Here is a 13,133-nt window from a genome sequence, read left to right on the forward strand (position 1 = left end):
GAATTCTCCCTCTTCAAGCGTGTGAAGGGTGAAGCCCAACAGTAAGTGGGAGATGAATTTCGGTTGGCGATAGCCAACACCTCTTTTGATTGATATAATAGGAACAGGTATTCCTATTATTCTAAAATGAGGTGATTTGGGTGGCACATAAAGCATACAAATTTCGAATCTATCCGACAAAGGAACAGAAGCCTTTTTGGTCAAGACTTTTGGATGTATTCGATTTGTCTACAATAAAATGTTGGCGGAACGCAAGGAAACCTATGAGAAACACAAAGATAACATGACATTGCTGAAGAAACAGAAGCTTCCGACGCCCGCCAAATACAAGAAGGAATTTGAGTGGCTCAAGGAGGTTGATAGCCTGGCACTCGCTAACGCCCAGTTGAATCTGCAAACGGCGTTTTCCAATTTCTTCTCAGGCAAGACGAAGTATCCGAAATTCAAGAATCGCAAGTCGAAACAATCCTACACGACAAACATGGTCAACGGAAACATCAAGATTCTGGATTCCCACATCAAACTTCCAAAGCTAACACCCCTTAGAATGAAACAGCATCGCGAAATCCCATCCCATCATGTCATCAAGTCATGCACCATTTCCCGTTCGGCCACTGGAAAGTACCATATTTCCATTCTCACAGAATACGAACACAATCCGGGTAAAAAAGAAATCAACCAAGTAGTCGGATTGGATTTTGCCATGAATGGACTTTTTGTCGAGAGCGAACAGGGTAAGAAAGCCAATTACCCGCAATTCTATCGACAGGTAGAAGAAAAACTGGCAAAGGAACAGAGAAAATTGTCCAAAATGATGAATGGCTCCTCCCGCTGGAAAAAGCAACGGGCCAAAGTTGCCAAACTCCATGAAAAAGTGGCAAATCAACGAAAAAACTTCCTTCATCAAGAGTCAAGAAAATTGGTAAATAGATACGATTGTGTCGTCATAGAAGATCTTGATATGAAGGGGATGTCGAAAGCCTTCCGTTTCGGCAAAAGCGTTGCCGACAACGGGTGGGGGATGTTCACGACATTCTTACGTTATAAATTGGATGAAGAAGGTAAGCAACTCATCAAGATTGACAAATAGTTTCCTTCATCGAAGACGTGTTCGGCCTGTGGGTATGTCAATGCTGCCTTACACCTCTCCGAACGAATTTTTGATTGCGATTGCGGATTCGTTATCGACCGGGATTGGAATGCCGCTATCAACATCAAGAATGAGGGACAGTTGATGCTGGACTTGCCCTGAAAAAACGGAACTCTTGGAACAAGAGGGATAGCTCGGTCTGTTTTCGCCGGCTACTAGAAGCGGCGATAAGTCGAGAAGCCCCCACTTCAAACGCAAAGCGTTAAGTGGTGAGTAGTTCACATAACTTGATTTCCATCATCGTGTTATACTATTTTTAATTACTTATATTTTGTTGAAAAGAGGGGTTCACAGTGAGTCATTTAGAAAAACTTGACGCATACTTCACGTCCAAACGGGAAGACCATTTGGAGCAATTGAAAGATTTCCTTCGCATCCCGAGCATTAGCGCTCTTTCCGAGCATCAGCCGGATATGCAGAAAGCTGCGGAATGGTTGAAAGATTCATTAACCAAGGTGGGACTCGAAAACGTATCCATCGACGAGACGGATGGGCATCCAGTCGTTTATGGTGATTGGCTTCATGCGGAAGGAAAGCCAACAATCCTGTTTTACGGCCATTACGACGTCCAACCTGTCGATCCGCTAAACCTTTGGGAAAGCGGTCCATTTGAACCCGAAGTGCGCGATAATAAATTGTATGCGCGCGGGGCGAGCGATGACAAAGGCCAAGTGTTCATGCATATCAAAGCGGTTGAAGCTCTCATGAACGAAGACGGCAGCTTGCCAGTGAACGTCAAATTCATTATTGAAGGCGAAGAGGAAGTTGGCAGTCCGAACCTTGAGAAATATATTGAGGCAAATAAAGAGAAGTTGGCGGCAGATATTATCGTCATTTCCGACACAGGGATGTACGGGCCAGGAAAGCCAGCCATCTGTTATGGATTACGGGGACTTGCAGGCGTCCAGATTGACGTCAAAGGCGCGAAAGGTGATTTACATTCAGGCATTTACGGAGGCGGAGTGCAAAATCCGATCCATGCCATTTCTGAGATCCTTGCATCGTTCCATGATCAGGAAGGGACAATTGCGGTCGACGGATTTTACGAAGATGTACGCCCGTTATCAGACGAGGAGCGCGCAGCGTATAAAGCACTCAACTTCGACGAAGATGCATTGAAGCAGGAAATCGGCGTCAACGAGCTGTTCGGCGAAAAAGGCTACTCTTACTTGGAGCGGACATGGACAAGACCTACTTTGGAAGTGAACGGCGTCTTCGGAGGATTCTCCGGAGAAGGAATCAAAACTGTTTTGCCGTCTGAAGCAGGCGCGAAAATTACTTGCCGTCTGGTACCCGATCAAGATCCGGAAGACATCGTGAAGAAATTGAAAGCTCATATCGAAAAGCATAAACCTGCGGGTGTTACGGTGACGGTAAGTGAATTCGATAAAGGAAAGCCATTCATCACACCTTTCGACCACCCAGCCATCCAAGCGGCAGGAAAGTCATATGAAAAAGTATATGACGTCCCGACTGCTTTTACGCGTATGGGCGGTTCGATTCCGATCGTCGCGGCGTTCGATGAAATTTTGAATTTGCCGGTTGTGCTGATGGGCTTCGGTCTTTCCAGCGAAAATTTCCACGCCCCTAACGAACATTTCCATTTGGAGAACTTCGACAAAGGGCTCCGCGTCATCGGTGATTATTATTACGAGCTCGCTCAATTTTCAAAAGACGAATTGAAAAAATAATAGAAGGGCATCCCGGGTTCCATTTCCGCTCGGGATGGCCCTTTTCATTTCCTTACTCCTCCCTCCCCTTCCCCCATTTTCTACTAATTATTCAAATTTGTATTTGAAGAGATTACTTTCTGTAGTATAGTAATGAAAGAAGCGAATGTTTAGAAAAGGATGAATGATCTTATGACGAAAAAACCGCTAGCATGGATAACAGACAGCACCGCCTATATTCCAGATGAATTAAAAAACCACCCCGATTTCTTCTCGATTCCACTCAATATACATTTCGGGGAAAAGCAATTTATTGACGGCGTCGACCTGACACCGCCCCAGTTATATGAAAATATAAAGAATGCGACCGAGTTTCCGAAAACATCCCAACCTTCTGCAGGAGAATTCGCAGAGCAATTCAAGATAATTGCAGAAGACTATGAACAGGCAATCGCCATTCACGTTTCGGGGGAGTTGAGCGGTACTCTCGCTTCTTCCATGGCAGGTGCGCAAATGGTGGACTTCCCTATCACCTTCATCGACTCCCACTCCCTGTCGTCTGGAATCACGGGGATGATTGAAAAAGGGATGGAGCTCCAACATACGGGAGCATCCGTCGAGGAAATCATACAAGAGCTTAAAAAAATGGTAGGAACATTGAAGAATTTCATTTACATCGGCCAATTGGAGCAGTTGTACAAAGGCGGCCGCATGAATGGCGTCCAGTTCTTCCTCGGCAGCTTGTTGAAAGTGAAGCCGATCATCCAAATCACACCTGACGGCAAGTTGGAAGCGATCGATAAAGTACGCTCCGAAAAGAAAGCGCTTCAATATTTGGTCAATAAAGTCGCAGAGAGACATAAAGGAAAAGGTAAAATCTATTTAATGCAAGGAAATGTTATGGATACAGCCGAGGAATTAAAAGCGATGATCCTCAACCAAGTACCGGGACTCACTGTCGAAATCGGCGACATCAGCTCCACCCTCGCCGTCCATGCCGGCGAAGGGACAATTGCTGTGCTATGGTATGACTGAGCGTAAGGTGCTTGTCTCATACCGCAATACTTAAAGCGTTAACTTTTGCTGTTAATAAACGTACACAGCCTCTTCCCCGGTTTGCGGGAAGGGGTATTTTGTTTGAGATTTGACATAGAATCTGAACACTGTATGGTTGTCTCAACAACTTTTTTAGAGGAGTGATTTTTTGGTCAGCACAATGATTTTAGACGACAGAGCAATTCAATTGTCCAGTTATGAAGAAGAAAAATTGGATGGACTCTATAAAGTTTCAGTCGTCTTTAACGTGACAAGTGAAGAATATCATGACATTTCCACTTTACTGTACCGCGGAACATTTGAAGTTCAGATTCCTGTGAAAGACTTACGATTTAGAGGAACCATTTATAACTATTCTACTTCAATTACAAACTTGTATAAAAAAGATCAAGTAGGAGAGTATAAATTGACTTTATTGGAAGAAAAGGACTGAGGTGTAATGAGGTTAAGCATAGTAGATCAATCCCCTATCTCTTCAATTCAAACCCCATATGAGGCATTGATGGGGTCGATGAAATTAGCACAAGCTGGAGATGCACTCGGATATACAAGATACTGGATTGCTGAACACCATGATTTACCTGGACTCGCCTGTTCTGCGCCTGAAGTGATGTTAAGCTACATCGGCGCTAACACGAATCGAATTCGTATTGGCTCTGGCGCTGTTTTATTGCCTCATTACAAGCCCTTTAAAGTGGCAGAAGTCTTTAATATGCTTGCAACATTATTTCCAAATCGAATAGATATAGGGATAGGACGAGCGCCAGGTGGATCGGCTGAAGCGACGAATGCTTTAACTGATAACTTTTTACAAAATGTCAGGAACTTCCCTACCTTAGTAAGAGAATTACTTCATTTTTTAGACGATGATTATCCAGCTGACACTGAATACTCGAAGATATCTGCGTCGCCGATACCTGGAAATCCACCAGTACCTTGGCTTCTTGGCACAAGTAAAAAAAGTGCTGTACTAGCAGCGGAACATGGTATCCCATATACTTTCGGCCATTTTATGAGCGACAATGATGGAGTTTCTATAATCAGAGAATATATTGAAACCTTTAAACCGAGAAAAGAAGGACAAACCCCACAAGTGATCGTAACGGTTTCAGTGTTTTGTGGAGAAACAACGGAAAAAGCAGAAGAGATTGCCATAAGTTCACTCATTTGGTCTTTACAAAGAGATAAAGGGGAAGGCCATCAAGGAGTTCCAACAATAAAAGAAGCTAAGGAATATAAACTCACTGAAAAAGAGATGGAATCGTTAGATAAAATGAGACAGAACATGATTATCGGGAATCCTTATGAAGTGAAACAGAAACTATATGAGTTGAAAACGAAATATCAAGCGGACGAAATCATGATCAATACAATCACATACGAACCAGCAGATCGAATCCGATCCTATGAACTAATTGCAAAAGAAGTATTTCAAAAGGAATAGAAATTGCTTAAGGACAGGACCTTACAATATTAAAAAGGATGAGTAAAATTCGCCAGATTATAGTTGTGAATAATAAAAAACTAGAAATACAACAAAAAGGAAGTTGCGGTATACCGATCTTGATTTTAACCGGTATGGGTAATTCCTTAGATGAATGGCACGAAATCACTGAAGAACTAAGTAAAAGAAATAAAGTCATTATGTTTCACAGACCAGGTCTAGGTATAAGTGAGATCGGAGATGAGAGCAGAACTACACTAGCAACGGCTAACGAATTAAAAGGATTGCTCTTTCAATTGAATATTGTTGAGCCAATTATTTTAGTGGGGCATTCTTATGGTGGATTATGCGCGCAGCATTTTGCTAAATTATATCCGAGTCACCTAAGAGGGATGGTATTAGTTGATTCTACTTCTATTGATTTTAAAATTCTAGAAGAATTAAAGTTGCCTGCACTAAATGAGGATTCTACAGACGAAGCGTGGTTAGAAAAATGCTACTTATATTCTTCAATGAATAAGGATGAGCTAAGTAAAATAATACCCCCCTCTCTAACGAAGAGACAAAAACAATTTCCGCTGAACGTACAGGAAAGGTTAATGGACTTTCAAGTGAACCCGACACTGTACAAGGCTATGTATTCAGAAATAAAAAACTGGATATCAGATGCCGAGATTATAAAGGGATTGGGGGATTTTCCCGATGTTCCATTAGTTGTTATTGGTAGAGATAAAGAATATTGTATTAAACTTGGGACAGATGAAGGCTTTCCAGAATGGGAATTACGGATATATGAAGAGAAATGGCAAGAGCTCATTAAAGATCAAGCAAATTTATCCAGTAACAGCAAATTAATTTTTGCCGAACAATCTGGACACTTAATTTATCTGGATAGACCCGATGTTTTGATACAGGCTATCACTGAAATAAGCTTGGAAGCTGACTAACTACAAAACGCATGAGAAGGAGCACAATCCCCTAAAAACTTCATGATTGTAGAAAATTAGATGATGTTTTTTAAAAGCAAAAAGACGGACGCCCGACGGCTCCGTCTTTTTCATTTCAGGAGAAATGATCGTTAATCTTAAAGAAAATATACTTCGCACCTTCTCGCCATGCGTATGAATCCTTATAATCCCATGTCCGATGGTACGCGTCATACGTATGGGCATTCACGAGCGGCATTTCTCCGTCCTTCGCTGTAACGATAGTCGTATGGTCGAACCGTCCGTCCCCTTGAAAGTCATAGCAAATAACATCACCGAGATCGAGCTCCTCAGCCGAACCGACTTGTCGTGCAGTCAATCCCTTCTTAGAACTCCCTAAATACCAACGCATCGCATGCGCAACCGACCAGCTGAAGCTCCACGTCCCCCCTTGCTGCCACCATCCCCGTCCTCGGTTTGGATACCCATGCATCGGAGCACCACCAGCATGCAGACATTGCGAGATAAAACTCGTGCAGTCGACATCGAATGATGGATAGGCAGGATTCCTTTTGTTCCACCATTCATCCGCATATCTGACTGCCGCTTCGCGATTATACAATTTTTCTGAACACCCCCGTAACCTATCGTATGATGACGTAAGGGTTAGCATGAAGAAAGACCGACTAATTGGATAACGATATTACTGATGCTGAAGATATCAATTCGGCTATTACGACGGGGGCTTCAGACATTTTTTCAGCCAATGAATTGTGTCAATATCCGGTTAAATTTATTACGCTCTTCCCAAAAAGCACCATGACCACTATATTTAAACGGGACTAGTTGCGAGTTTGGGATTAGTCGATTTATTTCTTCAGCCTGTGAAAATGGAATAACTTTGTCATGAATACCGTGAATAATTAACGTCGGGTCAACTATTTTTGGAAGGTCTTCATACAAATTTACTTCTTTTAAAAGTTTTATAATCGCAGCGGTTGACCAACCTGCTGCCTGCATGCCCATTTGAAAAAACCATTCCGAGAATTGGCGAGTTATATATTGAAAGAAAAAACCATCTATGACTTCCTGCATCATTTTAGGGCGGTTATTTAACGTTTGTTCAAGGTATCGATCAGCTGTCTCTGCTGTAAAGCCTGTGGGAGCTGCCGCGTCGACAAGGACTAGCTGGGATACTCCGTAACCGCCATATCTAGTCATATATCGAATCGCAATGGATCCACCTGTCGAATGACCTACGAGCGCAAAATTTTTCAGTCGAAGCGCCCCAACAACAGCACGGATATCATCAGCTAGTCTATCTAACGTGTAGCCATTGAATGGTTTAGCCGAATTTCCGAAGCCCCTCCAGTCTATGCCAATACAGCGATATCCCATTGATGGGAGCACATCAAACTGGTACTCGAACTGTTTATGACTCAGCGGCCAGCCATGTATAAACACTATCGTCTTATCGCCTTCCGGGTTAAGATCCTCAACATATAGATTTACGCCTGGTTCTACGTTAACAAGATATCCGATAACAATTCCTCCGTAGGTATAATGACTTCGCCTATAAGATATTCATCTTTGAATGTATATGTGCCCTACCCAATAATTAATCAAATCAAAAAGAACCCCCTCAAATGTTGATTTGAAGAGGTTTCTTCCAATTTCTAGTTAGTATCCAATGAAGACATCCTTTTGAATACTCTTCTTCGAAATAGCATTACTTTGTAAATGAGCTGAAATCGATTCCACCATCGACTTAGGCCCTGCAATATAGTATTTGCCATTGTTCCCATGTAAGCTGGATAACTTATTTATTTCCTTCTGTAAATCATCCCTTGCATCCAGGTAAGTGACATCTATTGAAGTATTGTTTAAAATTTCATCCAGTTCATCTTTATAGACAAACGAATTTTTTCCATCCATATAAAGTAGATGGATTTCCTTCCCAACTCCATTTCCTTCCGCCTCTAACTGCTTTAGCATAGACCGAAATGGTGTAATTCCAATACCCCCTGCAATTAGCACGGAAGGACTGTCATCTTTTAAATAAAACGACCCTACTGGCCCACTCATTCTAATTTTCATGCCCTGTTTTAATTCCAACATCGCCTTTTTAAAATCACTTGGGTCATTACTAATTCGAAGTGTTAATTGAATAACATTTTCAGCGGGAGCAGACGCCAGAGTAATTGGACGTATGCCATTCTTTATTTTCTTATGAGTAATCGTAAACAGCCCATGTTGTCCTGCTTTCCACGTTACATCTTTGTCTTTTTCAAATCGAAACGTATAGACCTCTTCTGATTCCTTGTAGCTGTCTATGAATGTTACGTCCCTCTTTTTGAAAATCGCTATTGCATCTTGAAGAAAACCCATTTACATTTCCCCTACCAGTTTTTCCAACTCGCCTACCATGCTTGTCCAACCGTATTTCGCACCATTGAAAGCTGCTTGGTTTTCTTCTTCAAATCCGGTGTGTTCAAGATGTAAATGGGTTGTTTCACCCTCTTGCTTCAGTGTCCATGTGACGATAGTATTGATCGGCCCGCCAACCCATGTGTAAGATAATTTATTGGGCTCGTCCACTACTAACACTTCACTTTCTACAACTAAACCAATTGCCTCATTTCGAAACTGACATTTGTAACCGACGATCGGTTTGAAATTATTTTCCATGACCCATTTCGCAAGGGTTTCTGAATTCGTTAAGGCATCCCATACTTTATTGATAGGACTCTTGAATTGAAAATCCAATGATAAATCCGCCATAATTTAATCCTCCAATATATTCTTTAGTTTTGCCGCACTTTCCGTCCAAAAATCTTCATAAAAGGCTAACCAATCTTTCACTTCCTGTAAGGGAGCTGCGTTTAATCGATACCTAGTTTCTCTGCCAATTTTATGGTTCCTCACTAAGTCCGCCTCTTTAAGAACAGCCAAATGTTTAGAAACAGCTGTACGCCCCATCTCAAAATGAGCAGTTAATTCGTAAAGCGCCAACTCATCTGAACCTGCTAATAAACGTATTAACTTTCGCCTCGTAGGATCTGCAATGGCTACAAAAACATCGCGCTCTTGATCAGTCGTAATCAAAATCCTCCCCTCCTTATATATGTATTGGACACTGTTTGGTGTCCTAATAATACGACACTAAATGGTGTCATGTCAACTACAAATAAAAGAACGGAGAAGATATCGCAAGTTAACTGATACCATCCCCGTTCGTAAACTTATTATTCATTACTGTGCCCCTTGTTATTGCTATACCAATGGGCATTTTCTTTTACTAAATCCTTCCATCCCCACAAAGCTAATACTACCTTTTCTTTTTTCATGAATCTAATATCTTGATACCCCAAAGTTTCGGCCCGCTTTAAGATTTCCAGGAGGATTGGTTTTTCTCGTGAGTATACAATCATATATGCTGAATCACTTAATGAAAGCCCGAGTTTGCAAGAGCTTTTCATGAAATCCGTTTCATTTTCAATACTTACAACGCTTTCTAATGTAGGAAAAGCTTTTATGTCTGCGAAAATTAAATAATAATCTTCTTTAGAAATATGCTTCATAAATGTTTGGCCGTCCATAATTTCATCTGATACAAAAGAATGGCCGATCTAAGTTTCCCGAACCTGTAAAATATGCTTCTTCCGGTGCTAAAGACCAATACCAAGAGGAATCTATAATACCGGCCGGCCAAAATCTCATACAATTATTTACCGTATTCGTTTCTTATCATAATGTGAAGACCTTCCATTTTTTCATCTCCTAGCATTAAATTTACTTACGATTTAAAGAACAGTTACTAGTAGATATACTACACATATACCAGGTAATGCCACCGTTAGCTTGTATGAAAAATAGATTTATAACGACCTAAGATACATGATTGCCGTCTCAGCATATATCTCAGCAGATTGTACTAAGCTCTCTACTGAAACTTGCTCGTCGTAGCCATGGATAGTACTTTGCAGCCCTGGCCCATAAAATACGGTATCAATTCCATTACGCCGGAAGTGACAGGCATCACTTGAACCAAGCGAGAGCACGCTGAAGACAGGTTGCCCCATTCCGAGGACACGCTGGATCCCTAATTCTAAAGACCGGACGATTGGACGATTCTCTAAGGTCCAGTTCGGGTTATTAGTGGGTAGCATTTGCTCTACAACAGCGTCTGGTGTTACAGCTTTGACAAGATTATTGGCAGCAGCCTGCAAAAACTCGGACTTCATGCCGAATGGGACCCGAGTATCTACTTCAATGATGCACTCATCTGCTATCATATTTACCTTTGAACCGCCCTGGATAATACCTGGATTGTAAGAGGGCCGATAAAGTAATTGGGACATGAAAGGATTTCCTAATCTATGAGATATAAACCACTCCGTGTTGTACACTAACTGCTTAAGCTCTTCCGGAGGTGTTGCTTTGAGCATCCATAGTTTGCTTAGTGCTTCGATCACGTCCGCCCCCTTTCGTACAGCGGAAATTCCAGAAAGCGGTTGTTGGCTGCCATGTCCTGGCTGACCTGGTACGGTCACCCGCATCCATGCCATAGCCTTTTCACCAACATTCGGATGGCAGGGGTGCGTCGGTTCGCCAATAAGACAAGCATCACCTTTAATCAGTCCTCGATCTAGGAGAGAGGACACCTCAATACCTCCAGTCTCTTCGTCCGGAGAAGCAATAACACCTAGGGTACCTTTCAAATTGAGAGTGGAGGCAAACTGCTGAAGCAATCCAGCTACAAAAACCTGTGATGCCAAACCACCTTTCATGTCAGAGGAACCCCGCCCCAATAGCATTCCGGTTCTGACTTCTCCCGAGTAAGGCTCAAAGGTCCACTTTGAACGATCACCTGCAGGTACAACATCTGTATGGCCACAAAATAGGAGGCGCGGACCTGAAACCTTAGTTAGGGGAGCATCACAGACTACTGTAACTAGACCACTTTTACTATTTGGGTACTCGGTAATAAAAAAACCTCTCGCTGCTAAGTACCGACTAATAGACTGTCCCATTTCTGCCGAATGTTTCTTAAACTCGGTCGATGGATTTTCAGATGGAATCCGAATAAATGAAGCAGCAAGTTCGACTAATTCCTGTCGCCTAGACCTAATCACCTGCCGAATCATTCTGATATCCATATATTCATTCCCTTCATATCCCGTAAGTATTGTTGTACTAGTCTATGTCCTTCCCTAAGAGTTAGAATATACAAGGGTAATTGTGGCGTTTTCAATTTGTTTATTTATTTAACAATACTAAAAAAGGAGACTCCAATTCCCTTGTGAATTGTGTCTCCAAAATAAATTGCAACTTAACATTCTTCTCAAGTACCGAACCAATTCATTTGCTTAACGGGTTTGGTTCACATCATCTCAATCTAAAAAATCCTTAAAAAGGAAAATAACCCTTATTATAACAAGGGTTATTTTCCTTTTTAAGGATGGAGCATACCGGGTTCGAACCGGTGACCTTCACACTGCCAGCGTGACACTCTCCCAGCTGAGCTAATGCCCCGTATATCTGATACAATATAGATTATAACATGTCGTTCGAAAAAGACAATAGATTGGGGGGTATCTCCTTGCAACATGCTGAAAGAGAGTTAAAGGACACGGTTTTTCTGTGCGATCCGAAAGGGATGTTGAATCCTGAAGCGATCGGATTTGCCCGTCGTCCGTTTATTATAAGCAATTTAAAAGGCCATTTCATGCGAAAGAAGAAATGGAATTATTGGTGTGTGTTCGGCGAGGATCTTCTGTTTTCTGCGACAATCAGTCATTTGGATTATGCCGCTGTCTGCTCCGTCTATTTGCTTGATTATGAGACGCAGCGCTTCTACGAGAAGCAAGTTGTGCTGCCGGTCGGACGGAAGGTGAAGATGCCAGAGGACGTGCTTGGAAACGTGAAATTCGTCAATGATCAAATGTCCATCCAGCTTGTCCATATGCAAGGAGAAACCCATCTATCTGTGACAATTCCTGATTTTGATAATGAAGTGCTTCATGCCGACCTACATATTACGCATCCCGATGAGGACGATTCGTTGAATGTCGTCATTCCACGGAACCGGGACCGGTTCCAATTTACAGCGAAGCATCATTCATTGCCGACAGCGGGGTTCGTAAAAATTGGAGAGAAACGATATAATTTCAATTCGGATTATAGCTTTGCAGTACTCGATTTCGGACGCGGTGTTTGGCCGCGAGAGGCAGAATGGAATTGGGCGATGGCTTCCCAACGTTCAGGCGGACGGCGAATCGGGTTGAATTTCGGTGGAAAATGGACGGACGGCACAGGTATGACGGAAAATGCAGTATTCGTAGATGGTATGATGACGAAGGTGCATGAAGATGTCATTTTCACGTTTGACAAGAACAATTACATGCAACCTTGGCAAATCAAGACGAAGTTTTCCGATCAAGTCGACTTAACGTTCTCCCCTTTCTTTGAGCGGGTCGCTAAGACGAAAGCGCAACTCGTTCAAACAAACGTCAACCAACTCGTCGGCTATTTCAACGGCCGCGTGAAACTGCATGACGGTTCGACTCTACGAATCAGGCAAATGCTTGGCTGCGTGGAAGATCATCGTGCGAAATGGTAGGATACAACCGGCGAAAAACGCCGGTTGTTTTTTTGTATCGGCCAATTACCACCGACTCGGGAAAATCAAAAGGGTATCGCCGTTCAACAGAAGTTTATCACCACTTAAACACTCGTTATCACCACTTAGACAGAGTTTATCACCACTCAAGACACGGTTATCACCACTCAGACAGAGTTTATCACCACTCGCCCCCGATTTACTGGCTTTAAAAATGCTTGCGGACAGCTCCCTTCCATTCCTTCCTCCTGACGCGATTCCTCCA

At 42.5% G+C, this 13,133-nt stretch carries 13 protein-coding genes, 1 tRNA gene and 1 pseudogene; 7 read left to right on the forward strand and 8 right to left on the reverse strand.

Annotated features, from left to right (window positions below):
• Positions 1–140: 140 nt before the first annotated feature.
• From MHZ92_RS05380 to MHZ92_RS05405, 6 genes and pseudogenes are all read left to right on the forward strand, one after another.
• Positions 141–1,252, forward strand: a pseudogene (locus tag MHZ92_RS05380) (RNA-guided endonuclease TnpB family protein).
• 191 nt (positions 1,253–1,443) lie between these two features.
• Entirely contained in the window at positions 1,444–2,841 is a 1,398-nt protein-coding gene (locus tag MHZ92_RS05385) for a dipeptidase (RefSeq protein ID WP_239430559.1), read from the forward strand.
• Between the two features lie 171 nt (positions 2,842–3,012).
• Positions 3,013–3,855, forward strand: a complete 843-nt coding sequence (locus MHZ92_RS05390) for a DegV family protein (protein ID WP_239430560.1) — start codon at positions 3,013–3,015, stop codon at positions 3,853–3,855.
• A 169-nt stretch (positions 3,856–4,024) separates the two neighbouring features.
• Entirely contained in the window at positions 4,025–4,309 is a 285-nt protein-coding gene (locus tag MHZ92_RS05395) for a DUF3219 family protein (protein WP_239430561.1), read from the forward strand.
• Positions 4,310–4,315: 6 nt separating this feature from the next.
• Positions 4,316–5,320, forward strand: coding sequence for an LLM class flavin-dependent oxidoreductase (locus MHZ92_RS05400; protein ID WP_239430562.1), 1,005 nt, complete (start codon positions 4,316–4,318; stop codon positions 5,318–5,320).
• A gap of 38 nt (positions 5,321–5,358) precedes the next feature.
• Entirely contained in the window at positions 5,359–6,267 is a 909-nt protein-coding gene (locus tag MHZ92_RS05405) for an alpha/beta fold hydrolase (protein WP_239430563.1), read from the forward strand.
• Between the two features lie 115 nt (positions 6,268–6,382).
• Here MHZ92_RS05405 and MHZ92_RS05410 read toward each other — a convergent pair whose 3' ends face one another.
• The 8 genes from MHZ92_RS05410 to MHZ92_RS05445 form a co-directional block, all read right to left on the reverse strand.
• The gene (locus tag MHZ92_RS05410) at positions 6,383–6,868 is read right to left on the reverse strand and encodes an amidase domain-containing protein (RefSeq protein WP_239430564.1); all 486 of its coding nucleotides are present in this window, start codon (positions 6,866–6,868) and stop codon (positions 6,383–6,385) included.
• 137 nt (positions 6,869–7,005) lie between these two features.
• Complete coding sequence (locus MHZ92_RS05415) at positions 7,006–7,788, reverse strand: alpha/beta fold hydrolase (protein ID WP_239430853.1); 783 nt, start codon at positions 7,786–7,788, stop codon at positions 7,006–7,008.
• Between the two features lie 138 nt (positions 7,789–7,926).
• A complete protein-coding gene (locus MHZ92_RS05420) occupies positions 7,927–8,634 on the reverse strand; it encodes an FAD-dependent oxidoreductase (RefSeq protein ID WP_239430565.1) in 708 nt (235 codons plus the stop codon).
• A complete protein-coding gene (locus MHZ92_RS05425) occupies positions 8,635–9,027 on the reverse strand; it encodes an SRPBCC family protein (RefSeq protein WP_239430566.1) in 393 nt (130 codons plus the stop codon).
• A 3-nt stretch (positions 9,028–9,030) separates the two neighbouring features.
• Positions 9,031–9,351, reverse strand: coding sequence for an ArsR/SmtB family transcription factor (locus tag MHZ92_RS05430; RefSeq protein ID WP_239430567.1), 321 nt, complete (start codon positions 9,349–9,351; stop codon positions 9,031–9,033).
• A gap of 140 nt (positions 9,352–9,491) precedes the next feature.
• Positions 9,492–9,845 (reverse strand): DUF2691 family protein, encoded by a 354-nt coding sequence (locus MHZ92_RS05435; RefSeq protein WP_239430568.1) that lies wholly within the window; start codon positions 9,843–9,845, stop codon positions 9,492–9,494.
• Between the two features lie 279 nt (positions 9,846–10,124).
• Positions 10,125–11,405, reverse strand: coding sequence for a M20 family metallopeptidase (locus tag MHZ92_RS05440; RefSeq protein ID WP_239430569.1), 1,281 nt, complete (start codon positions 11,403–11,405; stop codon positions 10,125–10,127).
• Between the two features lie 303 nt (positions 11,406–11,708).
• A tRNA-Ala gene (locus tag MHZ92_RS05445) sits at positions 11,709–11,781 on the reverse strand.
• 28 nt (positions 11,782–11,809) lie between these two features.
• On the opposite strand from MHZ92_RS05445, the gene MHZ92_RS05450 reads away from it, so the two are divergent.
• Positions 11,810–12,868, forward strand: coding sequence for a DUF2804 domain-containing protein (locus MHZ92_RS05450; RefSeq protein WP_239430570.1), 1,059 nt, complete (start codon positions 11,810–11,812; stop codon positions 12,866–12,868).
• Positions 12,869–13,133: the final 265 nt, after the last annotated feature.

Source organism: Sporosarcina sp. ACRSL (genome assembly GCF_022346605.1).
Lineage (GTDB): Bacteria > Bacillota > Bacilli > Bacillales_A > Planococcaceae > Sporosarcina.

Excerpts from the sequence above, each read along its gene's own strand:
- MHZ92_RS05390 (WP_239430560.1), top strand. The coding sequence starts at position 3,013 with ATGACGAAAAAACCGCTAGCATGGATAACAGACAGCACCGCCTATATT.
- MHZ92_RS05400 (WP_239430562.1), top strand. The coding sequence starts at position 4,316 with ATGAGGTTAAGCATAGTAGATCAATCCCCTATCTCTTCAATTCAAACC.
- MHZ92_RS05405 (WP_239430563.1), top strand. The coding sequence starts at position 5,359 with ATGAGTAAAATTCGCCAGATTATAGTTGTGAATAATAAAAAACTAGAA.
- MHZ92_RS05420 (WP_239430565.1), bottom strand. The coding sequence starts at position 8,634 with ATGGGTTTTCTTCAAGATGCAATAGCGATTTTCAAAAAGAGGGACGTA.
- MHZ92_RS05425 (WP_239430566.1), bottom strand. The coding sequence starts at position 9,027 with ATGGCGGATTTATCATTGGATTTTCAATTCAAGAGTCCTATCAATAAA.
- MHZ92_RS05435 (WP_239430568.1), bottom strand. The coding sequence starts at position 9,845 with ATGGACGGCCAAACATTTATGAAGCATATTTCTAAAGAAGATTATTAT.
- MHZ92_RS05440 (WP_239430569.1), bottom strand. The coding sequence starts at position 11,405 with ATGGATATCAGAATGATTCGGCAGGTGATTAGGTCTAGGCGACAGGAA.
- MHZ92_RS05450 (WP_239430570.1), top strand. The coding sequence starts at position 11,810 with ATGTCGTTCGAAAAAGACAATAGATTGGGGGGTATCTCCTTGCAACAT.